Source organism: Azospirillum sp. Marseille-Q6669 (assembly GCF_965111635.1).
Genome location: NZ_CBCOOP010000002.1, coordinates 829,324 through 845,969 on the forward strand (window position 1 = coordinate 829,324; position 16,646 = coordinate 845,969).

The 16,646-nt window shown below is 69.9% G+C and carries 16 protein-coding genes; 8 read left to right on the plus strand and 8 right to left on the minus strand.

The window, feature by feature from the left end; translation table 11 throughout:
- The first annotated feature begins 20 nt into the window (after nt 1-20).
- Nucleotides 21-746, plus strand: a complete 726-nt coding sequence (locus ACWPXE_RS15225; protein WP_454018495.1) for a DUF502 domain-containing protein — start codon at nt 21-23, stop codon at nt 744-746.
- Nucleotides 747-771: 25 nt separating this feature from the next.
- Here the strand turns inward: ACWPXE_RS15225 and recG are convergent, their stop codons facing one another.
- The 4 genes from recG to cobU form a co-directional block, all read right to left on the minus strand.
- Nucleotides 772-2,853, minus strand: a complete 2,082-nt coding sequence (recG, locus tag ACWPXE_RS15230; RefSeq protein ID WP_454018496.1) for an ATP-dependent DNA helicase RecG — start codon at nt 2,851-2,853, stop codon at nt 772-774.
- 367 nt (nt 2,854-3,220) lie between these two features.
- Complete coding sequence (locus ACWPXE_RS15235; protein WP_454018497.1) at nt 3,221-4,663, minus strand: cobyric acid synthase; 1,443 nt, start codon at nt 4,661-4,663, stop codon at nt 3,221-3,223.
- 36 nt (nt 4,664-4,699) lie between these two features.
- Entirely contained in the window at nt 4,700-5,326 is a 627-nt protein-coding gene (gene cobO, locus ACWPXE_RS15240) for a cob(I)yrinic acid a,c-diamide adenosyltransferase (protein ID WP_454018498.1), read from the minus strand.
- Complete coding sequence (gene cobU / locus ACWPXE_RS15245) at nt 5,323-5,847, minus strand: bifunctional adenosylcobinamide kinase/adenosylcobinamide-phosphate guanylyltransferase (protein WP_454018499.1); 525 nt, start codon at nt 5,845-5,847, stop codon at nt 5,323-5,325. The genes cobO and cobU overlap by 4 nt, the downstream gene beginning before the upstream one ends.
- Nucleotides 5,848-6,028: 181 nt before the next feature.
- On the opposite strand from cobU, the gene ACWPXE_RS15250 reads away from it, so the two are divergent.
- The 3 genes from ACWPXE_RS15250 to ACWPXE_RS15260 all read left to right on the plus strand — a co-directional run bounded on the left by ACWPXE_RS15250 (nt 6,029) and on the right by ACWPXE_RS15260 (nt 7,844).
- The gene (locus ACWPXE_RS15250; protein WP_454018500.1) at nt 6,029-7,024 is read left to right on the plus strand and encodes an extracellular catalytic domain type 1 short-chain-length polyhydroxyalkanoate depolymerase; all 996 of its coding nucleotides are present in this window, start codon (nt 6,029-6,031) and stop codon (nt 7,022-7,024) included.
- Between the two features lie 86 nt (nt 7,025-7,110).
- Nucleotides 7,111-7,386, plus strand: a complete 276-nt coding sequence (locus ACWPXE_RS15255; protein WP_454018501.1) for a hypothetical protein — start codon at nt 7,111-7,113, stop codon at nt 7,384-7,386.
- 65 nt (nt 7,387-7,451) lie between these two features.
- On the plus strand, nt 7,452-7,844 hold the full coding sequence (locus ACWPXE_RS15260; protein WP_454018502.1) for a hypothetical protein: 393 nt from the start codon (nt 7,452-7,454) through the stop codon (nt 7,842-7,844).
- A gap of 15 nt (nt 7,845-7,859) precedes the next feature.
- On the opposite strand, the gene ACWPXE_RS15265 is transcribed toward ACWPXE_RS15260, so the two are convergent.
- Entirely contained in the window at nt 7,860-8,318 is a 459-nt protein-coding gene (locus ACWPXE_RS15265) for a hypothetical protein (RefSeq protein ID WP_454018503.1), read from the minus strand.
- 163 nt (nt 8,319-8,481) lie between these two features.
- On the opposite strand from ACWPXE_RS15265, the gene ACWPXE_RS15270 reads away from it, so the two are divergent.
- Nucleotides 8,482-9,135, plus strand: a complete 654-nt coding sequence (locus ACWPXE_RS15270; RefSeq protein ID WP_454018504.1) for a DsbA family oxidoreductase — start codon at nt 8,482-8,484, stop codon at nt 9,133-9,135.
- Nucleotides 9,136-9,154: 19 nt separating this feature from the next.
- A complete protein-coding gene (gene arfB, locus ACWPXE_RS15275) occupies nt 9,155-9,574 on the plus strand; it encodes an alternative ribosome rescue aminoacyl-tRNA hydrolase ArfB (RefSeq protein WP_014240675.1) in 420 nt (139 codons plus the stop codon).
- Nucleotides 9,575-9,580: 6 nt separating this feature from the next.
- Here arfB and ACWPXE_RS15280 read toward each other — a convergent pair whose 3' ends face one another.
- Nucleotides 9,581-10,024 (minus strand): PRC-barrel domain-containing protein, encoded by a 444-nt coding sequence (locus tag ACWPXE_RS15280; protein ID WP_454018505.1) that lies wholly within the window; start codon nt 10,022-10,024, stop codon nt 9,581-9,583.
- Between the two features lie 157 nt (nt 10,025-10,181).
- On the opposite strand from ACWPXE_RS15280, the gene ACWPXE_RS15285 reads away from it, so the two are divergent.
- Together ACWPXE_RS15285 and ACWPXE_RS15290 are read left to right on the plus strand one after the other, a co-directional pair.
- Nucleotides 10,182-10,742: an AI-2E family transporter gene (locus ACWPXE_RS15285; RefSeq protein ID WP_454018506.1), complete on the plus strand. Its 561-nt coding sequence runs from the start codon at nt 10,182-10,184 to the stop codon at nt 10,740-10,742.
- Complete coding sequence (locus ACWPXE_RS15290; RefSeq protein ID WP_454018507.1) at nt 10,709-12,055, plus strand: AI-2E family transporter; 1,347 nt, start codon at nt 10,709-10,711, stop codon at nt 12,053-12,055. Before ACWPXE_RS15285 ends, ACWPXE_RS15290 begins: the two co-directional genes overlap by 34 nt.
- 3 nt (nt 12,056-12,058) lie before the next feature.
- Here ACWPXE_RS15290 and ACWPXE_RS15295 read toward each other — a convergent pair whose 3' ends face one another.
- A complete protein-coding gene (locus ACWPXE_RS15295) occupies nt 12,059-13,012 on the minus strand; it encodes an ACT domain-containing protein (RefSeq protein WP_454018508.1) in 954 nt (317 codons plus the stop codon).
- Between the two features lie 4 nt (nt 13,013-13,016).
- On the minus strand, nt 13,017-16,643 hold the full coding sequence (gene mfd / locus ACWPXE_RS15300) for a transcription-repair coupling factor (RefSeq protein WP_454018509.1): 3,627 nt from the start codon (nt 16,641-16,643) through the stop codon (nt 13,017-13,019).
- Nucleotides 16,644-16,646 lie beyond the last annotated feature (3 nt).

The window sequence follows — 16,646 nt, forward strand, 5'->3', positions numbered from 1 at the left end:
GGATTTTCGGGGGTGGGGCGGTGGATCGGAACGAGCAGGACAGCCAGAGCGTGGCGGACGAGAGCACGTCCCACCGGCCCGCCGGCATCGGCCTGACGGGGCGGCTGCGCGCCTATTTCCTGGCGGGCGTTCTGGTGACGGCGCCGATCGCGGTCACGGTCTATCTCGGCTGGTGGCTGCTGGCCTTCATCGACGGGCATGTGCGCCCGCTGATCCCCTCCGCCTACAACCCCGAGAACTACCTGCCCTTCTCGATCCCCGGCATCGGGGTGCTGACGCTGATCATCGTGCTGACCCTGATCGGCGCCTTCGCCGCCGGCTATGTCGGGCGGCTGGTGGTGCGCATCGGCGAAGGTGTGGTGGAGCGCATGCCGGTCGTCCGCTCCGTCTACGGGGCGGTGAAGCAGATCGTCGAGACGGTGCTCGCCAAGAAGTCCAAGGCCTTCCGCGAAGTGGTGCTGGTTGAGTTCCCGCGCAACGGGATATGGTCGCTGGGCTTCATCACCGGCGCCGCCCACCCGGAGATCCAGAAGATCTCCGAGGAGGAGATGGTGCACGTCTTCATCCCCTGCGCCCCGCCGACCGCCGGCTATCTGGCGATCCTGCCGCGGCGCGAGGTTACCGTTCTGGACATGACGGTGGAGGACGGGTTGAAGCTTGTGATGTCCGGCGGCATCGTCACTCCGCCCGACCGCAAGCCCCGCGAGGTGAAGGCCGCGCTGCTGGACGAGCGCAAGCGGGCATAAGAGCCGGGGTCTTCCGGCGTTTCTCTCAACCCGACCTTAGCGTCTTCGCCGCGGCGTCCCGCTCGAACAGGTACAGCAGGGTGCGCAGCGCCTGACCGCGCTCGCCGGCCAAGTCCGGATCGCGGTCCACGATCAGCTTCGCGTCGTCACGGGCGGCGGCCAGCAGGTCGCCGTGCACCGCCAGATCGGCCATGCGGAATTCCGGCAGGCCCGACTGGCGGGTGCCCAGCACCTCCCCCGCGCCGCGCAGCCGCAAATCCTCCTCGGCGATGACGAAGCCGTCCTCGGTGTCGCGCATCGTCTTCAGGCGGGCGCGCGCCGTCTCGGTCAGTTGCGGGTCGAACATCAGCAGGCAGGACGACGGCTTCTCGCCGCGCCCCACCCGGCCGCGGAGCTGGTGGAGCTGGGCGAGACCGAAACGCTCGGCGTGCTCGATCACCATGACGGTGGCCTCTGGCACGTTCACCCCGACCTCAATGACCGTGGTGGCGACCAGCACGTCCAGATTGCCGGCCTGGAAGGCGGCCATCACCGCGTCCTTGTCCGGCCCGCGCATCTTGCCGTGCACCAGCCCCACCCGGTCGCCGAAGGTGGCGCGCAGGAAGGCGTGGCGCTCCGTCGCGGCGGCGAGGTCGGTCTGCTCCGATTCGTCGACCAGCGGGCAGACCCAATAAACCCGCGCGCCTTCCTGCACTTTGCGGTGGATGCCGTGCACCACCTCCTCCAGCCGGTCGAGCGCGACGGTCACGGTCTGGATCGGCTTGCGCCCCGCCGGCTTCTCGGTCAGGCGCGACACGTCCATGTCGCCATAGGCGGTGAGGGTCAGCGTGCGCGGGATCGGCGTCGCCGTCATCACCAGCACGTCCACCGCCCGCCCCTTGGCGGAAAGCTGGAGCCGCTGGTGGACGCCGAAGCGGTGCTGTTCGTCGATCACCGCCAGGGCAAGGTCCTTGAAGGCGACATCCTCCTGGAACAGCGCGTGGGTGCCGACCAGCAGCGGCAACTCGCCCGAGGCCAGCCGGTCAAGCACCGCCTGCCGCGCCTTGCCCTTGTCGCGCCCAGTCAGCAAAGCGAGGTCCACACCCGCCGCCTTGCACAGCGGGGCGAGGCTCTCGGCGTGCTGGCGGGCCAGGATCTCGGTCGGCGCCATCAGGGCGGCCTGATGGCCGGCCTCCACCGCGTTCAGCATCGCCATCAGCGCGACCACCGTCTTGCCGCTGCCGACGTCGCCCTGGAGCAGGCGCAGCATCCGCCGCTCCGCCGCCATGTCCTCGTAGATCTCCGCCAGCGATGTGGCCTGGGAGTTGGTCAGAGAGAAGGGCAGCGCTGCGGCCACCTTGGCGCGCAGCCGCCCGTCGCCCTGAATGACGCGGCCCGACAGGCGGCGCTGCTGCATGCGGACCAGAGTCAGGGCGAGCTGGTTCGACAGCAGCTCGTCATAGGCCAACCGACGGCGGATCGGGTTTGTCGGGGCGAGGTCCGCCTCGTCCTCCGGCGTGTGGGCGCGGCGGATCGACTCGTGCCAGGTCGGCCAGCCGTTGCGGGAACGCCACGCCGCGTCCTGCCATTCCGGCAGCTCCGGCACGTCGTTCAGCATGGCGCGCACGGCCTTGCGCAGCGTCTTGGCCGGAAGCCCGGCGGTCATCGGATAGACCGGCTCCACCGCCTCGATCTCGTCCTTCGACTCCAGCGGAACCACGGCGTCGGGGTGAGTGATCTGCGGCGTGTCGTGGAACCACTCCACCTTGCCGGACACCACCACCGTTGCGCCGACCGGCATCTGCCGTTCCAGCCAATCGCCCTTCACATGGAAATAGATCAGCTCCAGCACCCCCGTTTGGTCGGTGCAGCGGACCTTGTAGGGATGGCGGGAATTGTGCGGGGCGGCGTGCGAATCGATGCGCACCGTCATGGTGGCGATCCGCCCGTTCGGCGCCTCGGCGATCTTCGGGGCGTAACGGCGGTCGATGACACCGCAGGGCAGGTGCCACAGCAGGTCCACGACCTGCGGACCGGCCAGCTTTTCGACGAGCTTGCCCAGCCGGGGACCGAGGCCGGGGAGTGCCGTCACCGGGCGGAACAGGGGGAAGAGAACGACGGGACGCACGGGAATGGAGTCTCGGGAGCGAGGATACGGGGGCCTGTGGCACCCATTCAAGCCCGCCGAGGGGGCTCCGCGTCAAGCGCGGCGGTTTCCGAAAAAGGCTGGGAGGGGAAAAGAAGACGGCGGTGTGCAAGGGTTTGGGGGGAAGCCTGGGCGGGGGACGCCGATCCAAGGCAAAAACCCAATGCACACCGCCGCAAGAAACGATCCGAGGGTATGCGGGAACATTCCGGATCGTGTGTGGCCGGCGGCGGGAACCGCCGGTGGATGACTCGCCAGTAATCAAACGTCGTCAATGACTGCAGTTGTAGCGCCCCCCGCCTGACCCCAGCGTTGCGGGATCATGAAATCGGTTTCATGAAGCGCCTGCTCACCGGGCTGCGGCCAGCAGGGCGTCGATGTCCACATGCTCCTCCAGCCGGGCGGCGATGCGGTCGAGCGCCTCTTCGACCGTCGCGACGTAGGATTGGCCGGACGCCTCGGCCCCCAGTCCCGTCAGGAAGGCGGCGCGGAAGCCGTCCGCCCCGAACAGGCCGTGCAGGTAGCAGCCCATCACCCGCCCGTCGGCGGACACCGCGCCATCGGTCTGCCCGCCCGCCAGCGTCAGCATCGGGCGGTCGCGGTCCGGCCCCTCCGTGCGGCCCATGTGCATCTCGTAGCCGGCGACCGTGGCTCCCGTGGCGGTCTCTGTACCAGTCGCTTCCTCCAGCACCTTCGGCCCCTTCAGCACGGTGTCCACCTCCAGCAGGCCCAGCCCCTCGGCCTCGCCCGGCGGCCCCTCGATGCCGTCCGGATCGGCGATGCGCCGGCCGAGCATCTGGTAGCCGCCGCAGATTCCCAGCACCCGCCCGCCGCGCCGGCGATGGGCGGCGAGATCGACGTCCCAGCCCTGGGCGCGCAGCACCGCCAGATCGGCGATGGTCGCCTTGCTGCCCGGCAGGATGACCAGATCGGCGTCGCCCGGCAGGGGCTGGCCACGCGGCACCATGGACAGGGCCACGTCCGGCTCCTGGGCCAGCGGGTCGAAATCGTCAAAGTTGGCGATGCGCGACAGCATCGGCACGGCGACGCGCAACCGCCCCCCGGAACGGGTCTTCCAGGTGTCCAGCGCCACCGCGTCCTCCGCCGGCAGCAGGGCGGCGTCGGCCAGCCAGGGCACGACGCCGAAGCTCGGCCAACCGGTGCGCTCGGCGATGACCGAGAGGCCGCCGTCGAACAACCGCACGTCGCCGCGGAACTTGTTGATGAGGAAGCCGGCGACCAGCGCCCGCTCCTCCGGCGGAATCAGGGCGTGGGTGCCGACGAGGCTGGCGATCACCCCGCCGCGGTCGATATCGCCCACCAGCACCACCGGCACGCCCGCCGCGGTGGCGAAGCCCATGTTGGCGATGTCGCCGGCACGCAGATTGACCTCGGCCGGGCTGCCCGCCCCCTCGACCACCACGATGTCCGCCTCGGCCTTCAGCCGCTCGAAGCTGTCGAGCACGGTGGGGAGAAGCTGCCCCTTGCGCGACTGGTAGTCGCCGGCCCGCGCCGTGCCCGCCACGACGCCGCGCACCACCACCTGGGACCCGACGTCCGACTGCGGCTTCAGCAGCACCGGGTTCATGTGGACGGACGGCGCCACCCCGCAGGCCCGCGCCTGGAGCGCCTGGGCGCGCCCGATCTCGCCACCATCGGCGGTGACGGCGGCGTTGTTGGACATGTTCTGCGGCTTGAAGGGCCGCACGGTCAGGCCGCGGCGGATCAGTGCCCGGCACAACCCGGCCACCAGCAGCGACTTGCCGACGTCGGACCCGGTGCCCTGAAGCATAATCGCGCGTGGGGGGACCTTCGCTGCGGCCATGGCTCAGAACTCGATGCCCGGCTGGGCCTTGATGCCCGCCTGGAAGGGGTGCTTGACCAGGGTCATCTCGGTCACGAGGTCGGCGGCCTCGATCAGCTCCGGCTTGGCGGTGCGGCCGGTCACCAGCACATGCAACCCCTCGCGCCGCCCGGTCAGCACGGGAAGCACCTCCTCCACCGGCAGATAGCCCATGCGCAGGACGATGTTCAGCTCGTCCAGCACGATGAGGCCGTACTTGGGGTCGGCCATGAGTTCCTGCGCCTTGGCCCAGGCGGCCTTGGCGGCGGCGATGTCGCGCTCGCGGTCCTGAGTCTCCCAGGTGAAGCCCTCACCCATCGTGAAGAAGTCCACGAGGTCGTCGAAGCGCTCCAGCGCCACCGTCTCGCCGGTGGACCAGGCGCCCTTGACGAACTGCACCACCCCCACCCGCATGCCGTGACCGGCGGCGCGCAGGATCAGGCCGAAGGCGGCGGTGGACTTGCCCTTTCCATTGCCGGTGTTGACCATCAGCAGGCCCTTCTCCTGCGTCTTGCTGGCCATCACCCGGTCATGCAGCGCCTTGCGCCGCTTCATCTTCTCGGCGTGGCGTTCGTTCTGGTCGGCATCGTTCCGGTCGGCGTCTTCGGTCATGGTTTTTCTCCCTTCAGCAGCAGCGGCAGCCCGGCGGCGACGAAGGCCACCCGCTGGGCTGCGGCGGCGATGTCCTGATGCAGTCGCCCGGCATGGTCGCGGAAGCGGCGGGCCAGCGCGTTGTCCGGAACGATGCCCAGCCCCACCTCGTTGGAGACCAGCACCACCCACCCCTCCACCGCCGCCAGAGCGGCCAGCAGCTCGGCGGAACGGGCGGGCACGTCGGCCTCGGCCATCATCAGGTTGGACAGCCACAGCGTCAGACAGTCGACCAGCACGCTCGTTCCGGGCTTGGCGTGGCGGCGCAGCGCGCCGGGCAGGTCGAGCGGCTCCTCCACCGTCGTCCAGCCGGGGCCGCGGTCCTCCTTGTGGCGGGCGACGCGGTCGGCCATCTCGGCGTCCCAGATCTGGGCGGTGGCGATGTAGACCCGCGGGCCGGGCGATGCGGTCACCAGCCCCTCGGCGTAGCGGCTCTTGCCGGAGCGGGCGCCGCCCAGGACGAGGGTGATGTCGGTGCTCATGACGGTCGGCTCACCTGGACGCTTGCGGGTTTGGGCGACGCTTGGCGGACGGGCGCTTGCGGAACCGGATGGTTAGCGCAGTTGGCGCCCCGGCGCAAACCGCCATGGCGGTTGTCCTCCGCCACCTCCGTCCCGTACCATCCGCCGCCTTCCTTCCCGAACCATCCCGGAGCCGCCGATCGTGACCGACACCACCCGGCCCCGCCCGGCCCTGGCCCGCGCCGCAGCCTTCCTCCGCCGCCTGACCGGAAAGCTGTTCCGCCGCGGCGCGCCCGTTCCCCCACCCCCGCCGAAGCCCGTACCCGTGACGGAGCCGATGGAATCCGGGATCTTCACCGGCGACTCCGGCTCGCTCGCCTACCGGCTGTTCGTGCCGGAGGGGGCGGCGGCGGGACCGCGTCCGCTGTTGGTCATGCTGCACGGCTGCACCCAGTCGCCGGAGGACTTCGCCGTCGGAACCCGCATGAACCAGCTGGCCGAGGAGGCCGGCTGCCTCGTCCTCTATCCGGAGCAGACCCCCGCGGCGAACGACAAGAAGTGCTGGAACTGGTTCAACCCCGACCACCAGCGCCGCGAGCGCGGAGAACCGGCGCTGATCGCCGGAGCCGCCCGGCAGGTCCTGGCGGAGCAAGGGGCCGACCCGCGGCGCGTCTACGTCGCCGGGATTTCGGCGGGTGGGTCCGCCGCGATGGTCCTGGCGGCGACCTATCCCGACCTGTTCGCCGCGGTGGGCATCCATTCCGGCCTGCCCTACGGCTCGGCCAGCGGCGTGCCCTCCGCCCTGCTGGCGATGAAGGCCGGCTCATCGCCCGGCCAGCGGCCGGCGGCCGGGGCTCCGGTGGTTCCGGCCATCGTCTTCCACGGCGACGCGGACAAGGTCGTGCACCCGCGCAACGGCGACCATGTGATGGCCCAGGCCACCGCCAACGCGGAGGGGCTGACCGCGAAGACCGAGGATGGGCAGGCACCCGGCGGGCGCGGCTTCACCCGCACCGTTCACATGGACCGCGACGGAGCGGCGCTGTTCGAGCAGTGGATCGTCCAGGGTAGCGGCCACGCCTGGTCCGGCGGCAGCCCGGACGGCACCTACACCGATCCTCAGGGGCCGGACGCCGCACGGGAGATGCTGCGCTTCTTCCTGTCCCATCGGCACGCCGAACCCACAAATAACGTGTGAGTTCACGGTTACCACTTTTGCACAACCGAATTCGCGCCGCCCGTGCCATAAACTTCCTCAGCCCCCACCAGCCCACCGACCCGGCCATGCGCGTCACCGCACTCCGCCTCGCTGCCCTCGGCGCCCTCGCGCTGTGCCTGTCGGCGTCGCCGACAGCCCAGGCCGCCAACGTCTCCGCCGGACAGGCCGAGGCGAAGGAGGCCGCCAAGTCGCTGGGCAACTGCACGCCCGCCAAGGTGGAGGTGATGAGCTACGTCACCGGCCGATCCGGCCAGACCGTGTTCAAGGTGGGCTGCACGGAGGACAAGGACACCTTCGTGCTGGTGCAGTGCCGGTCGCGAATCTGCACGCTGCTGCGCTGATTCACGGCTTCTTAATGAGGTTCGCCTGGAATCGGACTCGAACACGGGACGGGGTGCAAGGGGTGATGAAGCTCGCTCAGTCAATCGCGGTGCTGGCGCTGGTGGCCCTTCCTCTGGGCGCCTGCAGCGGGCCGATGATGGTCGCCAGCCTCGGCGCCGATCTGGCCTCCGTCACCAGCACCAAGAAGACGCTCGGCGATCATGTGGTGTCCGCGGCGACCGGGCGCGACTGCTCGTCCGTGTCCTTCTCGGAAACCGGACAGTATTGCCCGGAGAAGGTCTACGTCGACCGCTCCCGCCTCTATTGCTACAAGACTCTGGCCGACGTGGATTGCCACCACATCCCCGACCCGCACCGCAACGGCCACACCGCACTGGCGAGCCCGCCGCCGGACATCCGGCCGGAACCGCGGCAGCCGGGCTGGATCGAACGGATGATGACCGCGGCGGAGCAATAAGCCTGGGGCCTCTCCTCAGCGCATCTTCTTCGCTACGAAAGCCTTGGCGAGGGTCATCATCGCCTTCTCGTGGGTGACGCCGCCCTGACCGCCCTTGCTGGCGGGAACCACCATGGTGGCGGACTTGACCGGAGCGGGTGAACCGGCGCGGCCGCGCGGCGCCGGTGCGTCCTCACCGGGGTCGCGGCCGAGGCGGCTCAGCACGTCGGCCAGCGCCTCCTTGCTCAGCGCCGAATCCGCGGAACCACGGGACCGGCCCGGCTGCGCGGGCGCAGACCGGCTGGGCGCCGACGGGCGGACGCCCCGCTCGATCGCCGCCGCGGCGATGGCCTTCAGGAAGGGCTGTGAGATGCCCAGCAGGAGTTGCGGGTCCTCGACCGCCCAGGTCATCAGTAGTTTTTGCGCGGTCGCCCGGCTCCCCTTGGCCGCCACCAGCGCGTCGCGCACCTTGCCGTCCACATAGGAATTCGCCATCGCCACACGCCTCCCACCGCCGCGGACGCTCATCCGCGCAACAGGGCGACTCTCCGGCGGCAAGGGTTAACAAAGGGTTGCAAAGGCGGTTGGCCGAACGCGGGAGGGCGCTCCACGGGCAGGGCGGTTGCGCGGCGGGGTGGGAATGGGGGATAGTGGGCCTATGCTGATCGAAACCTACGCCGACCTGATCTGCCCCTGGTGCTACATCGGAAAGCGGCGGCTTGCCCGCGCGCTGGCCGATCGCCCCCGCGTCCAGGTGGAATTGCGCTGGCAGCCGTTCCAGCTCAACCCGGACATGGCGCCGGGCGGGATGGAGCGCAGCGCCTATCTGGCGGCCAAGTTCGGCGGCACGGAGCGGGCGCGGCAGATCCATCTGGTGGTCGAGGAAACGGCGGAGCGCGACGGCCTGCCGCTGCGGCTCGACCGCATCCGGCGCACGCCCAACAGCTTCGACGGGCACCGGCTGATCCGCATCGCCGCCCGCCACGGGCTGGGCGACCGGATGGCCGACGCGCTGTTCCACGCCTATTTCGTGGACGGGCTGGACATCGGCGACCGCGACACGCTGGCCGCGACCGCCGCCGGCCTGGGCTTCGATTTCACGGAGATCAAAAATCTACTGAATGGCGATGCGGAGACCACGGCGGTTTTCAACGCCGACGCCACGGCGCGACAGCTCGGCCTTCAGGCGGTGCCCTGCTACATCTTCAACCGGCGTTACGCGCTGTCCGGCGCGCAGGAGCCCGCCAGCTTCCTCCCGCTTCTCGACCTCGGGGTAGAGGAGCAGGAAGGCGTGACGGCGGCGGCCGATTGATGATCGTGGAATTTTAATGATGATCCGGGTCACCCCGCGCATCAGCCTGGACGAGAGCGAACTTCAGGAGAGCTTCATCCGCGCCTCCGGCCCGGGCGGCCAGCACGTCAACAAGACGGACAGCGCGGTGCAATTGCGCTTCGACGTGGCGGCCTCGCCGAACATCCCCGACGACGTGAAGGCCCGGCTGGTCCGGCTGGCCGGCTCGCGCATGACCGCGGCGGGCGTGCTGATCATCGTCGGCGACACTTACCGCAGCCAACTGCGCAACCGCGAGGACGTGCGGGAGCGGCTGATCGACCTGATCCGCGACGCGACGGTGGTCCCGAAGAGCCGCCGCCCGACCAAGCCGACCCTCGGCTCCAAGAAGCGTCGCCTGGAGGCCAAGGGTCAGCGGTCCGACATCAAGCGTCTGCGCTCCGGCAAGCCGGAGGACTGACTCCGCTCAGTGCGGGGTCTTCTGGCGGCTGAGCGAGATCATGTTCCCGCCATACTGGAACTCCGGCAGGTTGGCGAACTGGTCCTTGGTCAACTGGGTCGCCACAATGGCGTCCTGCTGCTGGTTGTAGCGGACGTTGTCGATGTCCAGCGCCACGTTGCGCCCGCCGATGCCCATGATGCCGCCGGTGGAGACCACCAGTTGGCTCGGGCGGTTGCTGCGGTTGAACAGCACGTCCTCGACCTGCCCCACCTTCTGCCCGTCATAGGCGACGACCGACTTGCCCAGCATGGCCTGCGGCTCGATCCGCGAGGCGGTCTGGAGCGATTGCTCGGACATCGGGCGGGATGCCTGATCGCTTCCCCCACCAAACCAGCTCGACGTCTCGGCGCAGCCTCCCAAAGCCAAAAGCGCGACCGCCGACAGGACCGGAACAGCAACCTTACGCATAGCCCCCTCCTTCTGACGAGATAACCACGCGGGTTTAAACAGGCCGTCGACCGCAATCGTCACGGTGTCTTGCGGCGATCGCGCCCGACGCGCCGGAACGCGCCGCGTCCAGCCGTGTTCTGCACACTCTCAACTCTCCCCCGAGGCTCCGCCGATCATGGCCGAAGACACCGCCCGCCGGTTGCAGGCCCGCCCCATTCCGGTGCCGAAGGCCGCCCCGCCCGCCTCCACCCAGACGACGCTGCTGGTCACTGCGCTGGTGGTGGCGACCTTGTATCTGGGAAGCGACATCCTGGTCCCCATCGCTTTGGCGGTGCTGCTGACCTTCGTCCTGGCGCCCATCGTCAGCCGGCTGGAGCGGCTGCGTCTGGGACGGGTGCCGTCGGTGCTGGCCGTGGTGGTGCTGGTCTTCGCAGGCATCGCCGGCTTCGGCATGGTGGTCGGAGGGCAGATCGCGGACCTCGCCAACAACCTGCCCAGCTATCAGCAGAATGTGCACGCCAAGCTGGACTCGCTGCGCTCCCGCGCCACGTCGGCGGGCAGCGGCGGGGTGGTCCAGCAGGCCACCGAAGCCTTCCGCGACCTGAAGCAGGGGCTGGAGCAGGTGACCGGGGAGACCCCGCCCGCCGCCACCGCACCGGCCAGTGCCCTGCCCGCCCCGGCGCCGCGCGGGAACCGGTGCCGGTGCGGATCGAGCAGGACGGGTCCGACGCGCTGACCATCATCAGCGACGTGCTGGGGCCGGCCATGGCGCCGGTCGCCACGGCGGGCATGGTGCTGGTCTTCACCATCTTCATGCTGTTGCAGCGCGAGGATTTGCGCGACCGGCTGATCCGGCTGGCGGGGTCCGGCGACCTCAGCCGAACGACGGAGGCGATGAACGACGCGGGCGAGCGGGTCAGCCGCTATCTGCTGATGCAGTGCGTCGTCAACGTGACCTACGGCCTGCCCATCGGGATCGGGCTGTGGCTGCTCGGCGTGCCCAACCCGCTCTTGTGGGGGATGCTGGCGACGGTGCTGCGCTTCATCCCCTTCCTGGGACCGGCGATCGCCGCGGCCTTCCCAATCCTGCTGTCCTTCGCGGTCGATGCGGGATGGACCCTGCCGCTGCTCTGCATTGCCCTCTTCGTGGCGGTAGAGCTGTTTTCCAACAATGTGGTGGAGCCCTGGCTCTACGGCTCCGCCACCGGTCTGTCGTCGCTGGCGATCATCGTCGCGGCGGTGTTCTGGACCACACTGTGGGGACCGGTCGGCTTGCTGCTGGCGACGCCACTGACCGTCTGCCTCGTCGTGCTGGGGCGGCACGTGCCGCAGCTTCATTTCTTGGAGGTGATGCTGGGCGACCGCCCGGTTCTGCCCGACGAGGCCAAGCTGTACCAGCGCCTGCTCGCCCGCGACCCCATCGAGGCCATGGAGATCGCCGAGGAGAAGATGAGCAAGGACGGGCTGGCGGAGGCCGGGCACGGACTGCTGATCCCCACCTTGTCGCTGGCCGAGCAGGACCGCCAGCGCAACCGCCTGAACCCGGAGGGACGGCAGGCGGTGGCGGAGGGCATGACGGCGCTGCTGGACGAGATGATGGAAGCCTCCCCGCCCGCCGCGGAGGACACGCCGCTGGTCCTGTGCATCGGCGCCCGCAACGACCTGGACGAGGCGGCGGCGGCACTGCTCGGCCATTTGCTGCGCCCGCGCGGGCTGCGCGCCGACGTGATCCCGTGCGAGAAGGTGTCCGTCCGCTCCATCGCCGCGCTGGCCCCGACCGGCGTGTCGGCGGTGGTCCTGTCCTATCTGAATCCGTCCGCCCTCTCCCACGCACGCCGGCTGGTGCGTCGGTTGCGCCTGCATTTCGGCCCGAACGTGCCGATCCTGCTCTGCCTGTGGAGCGCCCACCCCGAAGCCGAGGCGCCGGAGCACGCCATCTCCCAGACCGCCGCCGACCGCGTCGCCACCAGCCTGACCGGCGCCGTCACGCAGTTGGAGGAGATGGGCGTGCTCGCCGCCGTCGAAGCGGAGAAGGCCCCGCAGGCGTAACGGTCAAGAGGGCGCCACGACGGTGCAGACGCGCTTCAGCGCGTCGGCCGCGCGCTCCACGTCTTCGTCGCGCACCAGCACGTAATCGGTGTCGTAGGTGGACATGGCGAAGATCGGCACCCGCGCCTGGGCCAGCGGCACGGCGATGCGCGCCAGCACGCCGAACAGTGAGAAGTCCAGCGGCCCCTCCACCTTGAAGGCGCGCCAGCCACGTTCCGCCGTCACCCCGTCCGGCACGCGGGATTCGCGGCAGAGGATCGACAGCTCCTCCCCCGTGCGGGTGGCGCTGACCAGCGGGTCGGTCCAGTCGAGCCACATCGGCATCCCGTCCCCCGGCGCCAGCCGCGCCACCGCCAGCCGGTCGGGCAGCACCGACAGGGTCAGCGGCTTGGTCTCCGGCAGCAGGGCGGCGTCCAGCGTCGCGCGGTCCACCTCGAACGGCTTGAGGATGCGCTTGGCCCTCGCGGCCAGCGACGGGATGCGCGAGCGCATGGCCCGGCCCAGCATGTCCGCCGCGACCGGGCGAAGCTCCGGATCGTCCGCCGCCAGATCGACCATGGCCTGAAGAGCGGCGCTCTGCACGATCCGGCTGGCCCGGTTCTCGAACCAGCCCTCCAGAAGCGCCACCACCCGCTCGCGCTGCTCGTCCGTCAGGGTCAGGCGCGGCAGGATCGCCGCCAGATGCCAGCGCACCTCGGCCTGCTCGATGGCCGCCGCCTCGGTCAGCAGCCGTTCGGCGAAGGCGTCCAACGGGCGGGCGTCGCCGCGCGACACCCGGTCCAAGGCGTCGGCGGCGCGCATCCGCACCCCGGCATCGCCGTCGAACAGGCAGGCCACCAGTTCCGGCAGACGGGCGGGGTCGGCGGCCACCGCCTCCGCCACCGTAGGAATGTTGCCGAATGCGCGACGGTCGCCGCCGAGCGCCAGGGCCTTCGCCAGCCCCCCATCCTTTTTCATCGCCTCAGCGCCGCCCGAAGGGACGCGAGGGGATGTTCCGCCCGAACTTGGACCCGGCCTTCAGCGCGCTGGGACGCGGCGGAGGCGGGGGCGGCGGCGGAGGAGGCGCCTCGCCCTTCGGCACGGCGCCGCCGCCGGCCATCTGGGCGAGATCGCTCATCAGCCGGTTGACGCCGCGCACCCGCTGAGGCTCGTCGGCCCATTCGCGGGTGTAGACCAGCTTGTGGTCGGGCCGCAGCTTCATCAGGCTGATCTGCTGGCTGATGTAGGTCAGCAGCTTGGCCGGCTCGGCGTAGCTGTTGTTGCGGAAGGTCAACACGGCGCCCTTCGGCCCGGCGTCCACTCGCTCCACCCCCGCCTGACGGCAGAGCTGCTTGATGGTGACGACGTCGAGCAGGTTTTCCACCTCGCCCGGCAGCTTGCCGAAGCGGTCGATCAGCTCCGCCGCGAAGCCGTCGATCTCCGCCCGGTCCACCAGATCGGCGATGCGGCGGTAGAGCGACAGGCGCACCGTCAGGTCGGGGACATACTCCTCCGGGATCAGGACCGGGGTGCCCAGGTTGATCTGCGGGGTCCAGGGCTGGTCCTCAGCCCCGCTCGGCACCTGCCCGTCCATGTTGGCGCGGGCGTTGGCGACGGCCTCCTCCAGCATGTGCTGGTACAGCTCGACGCCGACCTCCTTGACGTGGCCCGACTGCTCCTCGCCCAGCAGATTGCCGGCGCCGCGGATGTCCATGTCGTGGCTGGCCAGCTGGAAACCGGCGCCCAGGCTGTCCAGCGTCTCGATGACGTGCAGCCGCTGCTGCGCCGTGCCGGTCAGCGGCTTGTTCGGCGCGTAGGTGAGGTAAGCGTAGCCGCGCACCTTCGACCGGCCGACGCGCCCGCGGATCTGGTAGAGCTGGGCCAGACCGAACATGTCCGCCCGGTGCACGATCAGCGTGTTGGCGTTGGGGATGTCGATGCCGCTCTCAATAATGTTGGTGGCGAGCAGCACCTCGAACTTGCCCTCGTCGAAGGCGGTCATCACCTCCTCCAGCTCGCTGGCGGGCATCTGGCCGTGGGCGGTGACGATCTTGACCTCGGGCACCAGTTCCCGCACCCGCTCGGCGACCTTGGGCAGGTCCTCCACGCGGGGGCAGACGTAGAAGGTCTGGCCGCCCCGGTAATGCTCGCGCAGGATGGCCTCGCGCACCACCACGGGGTCGTAGGGCAGCACGAAGGTGCGCACCGCCAGACGGTCCACCGGCGGGGTGGCGATCAGCGAGAGTTCGCGAACGCCGCTTAGTGCCATCTGGAGCGTGCGCGGGATCGGCGTGGCGGTCAGCGTCAGGACGTGCACGTCGGCGCGCAGCTCCTTCAGCCGCTCCTTCTGCTTCACGCCGAAATGCTGCTCCTCGTCGACGATGACCATGCCGAGCTGCTTGAACTGCACGCCCTTTCCGAGCAGCGCGTGGGTGCCGATCACGATGTCGGCGGTGCCCTCCGTCAGCTCCTGCTTGACCTTGGTCTGCTCCTTGGCAGTGACCATGCGCGACAGTTGCACGATGCGCAGCGGCAGACCGGCGAAGCGGGTGGTGAAGGTCTTGAAATGCTGGCGCGCCAGAAGCGTGGTCGGCACCACCACGGCAACCTGCTGGCCGCTCATGGCGACGAGGAAGGCGGCGCGCAGAGCCACCTCCGTCTTGCCGAAACCGACGTCGCCGCAGACCAGCCGGTCCATCGGACGGCCCGAACCGAGGTCGGTGAAGACCTCCTCGATGACCTTCAGCTGGTCGTCCGTCTCCGGGTAGGGGAAGCGGGCGGCGAATTCCTGATAGACGCCCTCCGGCGTGTAGACCGGATCGGCCTTCTTCAGCATGCGCTCGGCGGCGATCTTCAGAAGCGCCTCGGCCATGTCCTTCAGGCGCTTCTTGACGCGGGCCTTGCGGCCCTGCCAGCCGGCCCCGCCCAGCTTGTCGAGCTGCGCGTGCGCGTCCTCCGACCCGTAGCGGGTCAGCACCTCGATGTTCTCGACGGGGACGTAGAGCTTGTCGCCGCCCTCGTAGATCAGCCGCAGGCAATCGTGCGGCGCCCCGGACACCTCCAGTGTCTCCAGCCCGTCGTAGCGCCCGATGCCGTGGTCCATGTGCACCACGAGGTCGCCGGAGGCCAGCGCCGTGTATTCGGCGATGAAGTTGGCGGCCTTGCGCTTCTTCTTCGCCGCCGGGCGGACGAGTCGGTCGCCGAGGATGTCCTGCTCGGTGATGACAGCCATGTCGGCGGAAGTGAAGCCGTGCTCCATCCCCAGCACGATCATGCCGATGACGTGGCGGTCGAAGCGGCGGATGTCCTCGATGCTCTCCGCCGGCTCCAGCCCTGGAATGCCGTGGTCGCCCAGCACCGTCATCAGACGGTCGCGGGAGCCCGCGGAATAGCCGGCCACCAGCACGCGCCGCCCGTCGGCCCGCAGCGCCCGGATGTGGTCCTTCACCGCCTCGAAGACGTTGACGTCGGGCCGCGCCCGCTCCTCGGCGAAGTCGTGGCCGCGGCGCCCACCAGCGTCCAGCGTGCCCTTGATACCGGGTGGCGTGCCGAAGGGCTGGAGCTGCGCCACCGCGTGGGCGGCGAACAGGTCGTCCCAGGCCTGGGCGTCAAGGAACATCATGCCGACCGGAACCGGCTTGTAGACCGGCGAGCCCGTCCGCTTCTCGATGACGATCATGCTCTCGCGGGAGGCGTGGAAGTCCACCACCTGAGCGATCCGCGAATCGCGCGCCTCCGTCGCCTGATGATCCAGCGACAGGATGGCCTTGGGCATGTAGGCCAGCAGCGATTCCATCGTCTCGTGGAACAGCGGCAGCCAGTGCTCCATGCCGCCGTACTTGCGCCCGGCGCTGATCGCCTCGTAGAGCGGGTCGTCGTCGGTGACGGCGCCGAACAGCTCGCGGTAGCCGGAGCGGAAGCGGGCGATCCCCGCCTCGTCCAGGAACACCTCCGACATCGGCTTCAGGTCGATGCCGTCGCGCTTGTCGGTGGTGCGCTGCGACATGGGATCGAAGCTGCGCACGGCCTCCAGCTCGTCGCCGAACAGGTCGAGGCGCAGCGGCTCGTCGGTGCCCGGCGGGAACAGGTCCACGATGCCGCCGCGCACGGCGAACTCGCCCGGCTCGCGCACCGTCTGGGCCCGGGTGTAGCCGTTGCCGGCCAGATAGCGCTGCAGCTTCTCCAGGTCGATCCGGTCGCGCAGCTTCGCCGAGAACACCGCGTCGCGGAAGGCGGCGCGGGGCGGCACCTTCTGCACCATGGCGTTGACGGTGGTCAGCACGACCAGCGGAGCCGCGTCCGCCTTGCGCGCCAGCAGGCGGGTCAGCGTGTCGATGCGCTTCGCCACGATGCCGCCGTTGGGCGACACCCGGTCGTAGGGCAGGCAGTCCCAGGCCGGGAAGACCTGCACCTCCAGCGACGGCGCGAAGAAGGCCAGCGCCTCCGCCAGCTGGGCGGCGCGGGTGTCGTCGAGCGCGACGTGGAGAAGTCCGGCGCTCCCCGCCCGCTTGGCGAGGTCGGCGAGGACGCGGGCGTCATGACCGGCGGGGGCGCCGCCGACCAGAAGGCGGCCGGAGCGTCCCGGCTGCAACTGTTCGAAGCTGGGCAAGGA

Bases quoted from the DNA above. Each gene is read 5' to 3' on its own strand.
- ACWPXE_RS15235 (WP_454018497.1), bottom strand. From the start codon at position 4,663: ATGCTTCAGGGCACCGGGTCCGACGTCGGCAAGTCGCTGCTGGTGGCC.
- cobO (WP_454018498.1), bottom strand. From the start codon at position 5,326: ATGACCGAAGACGCCGACCGGAACGATGCCGACCAGAACGAACGCCAC.
- cobU (WP_454018499.1), bottom strand. From the start codon at position 5,847: ATGAGCACCGACATCACCCTCGTCCTGGGCGGCGCCCGCTCCGGCAAG.
- ACWPXE_RS15255 (WP_454018501.1), top strand. From the start codon at position 7,111: ATGCGCGTCACCGCACTCCGCCTCGCTGCCCTCGGCGCCCTCGCGCTG.
- ACWPXE_RS15260 (WP_454018502.1), top strand. From the start codon at position 7,452: ATGAAGCTCGCTCAGTCAATCGCGGTGCTGGCGCTGGTGGCCCTTCCT.
- ACWPXE_RS15265 (WP_454018503.1), bottom strand. From the start codon at position 8,318: ATGGCGAATTCCTATGTGGACGGCAAGGTGCGCGACGCGCTGGTGGCG.
- ACWPXE_RS15270 (WP_454018504.1), top strand. From the start codon at position 8,482: ATGCTGATCGAAACCTACGCCGACCTGATCTGCCCCTGGTGCTACATC.
- arfB (WP_014240675.1), top strand. From the start codon at position 9,155: ATGATCCGGGTCACCCCGCGCATCAGCCTGGACGAGAGCGAACTTCAG.
- ACWPXE_RS15280 (WP_454018505.1), bottom strand. From the start codon at position 10,024: ATGCGTAAGGTTGCTGTTCCGGTCCTGTCGGCGGTCGCGCTTTTGGCT.
- ACWPXE_RS15285 (WP_454018506.1), top strand. From the start codon at position 10,182: ATGGCCGAAGACACCGCCCGCCGGTTGCAGGCCCGCCCCATTCCGGTG.
- ACWPXE_RS15295 (WP_454018508.1), bottom strand. From the start codon at position 13,012: ATGAAAAAGGATGGGGGGCTGGCGAAGGCCCTGGCGCTCGGCGGCGAC.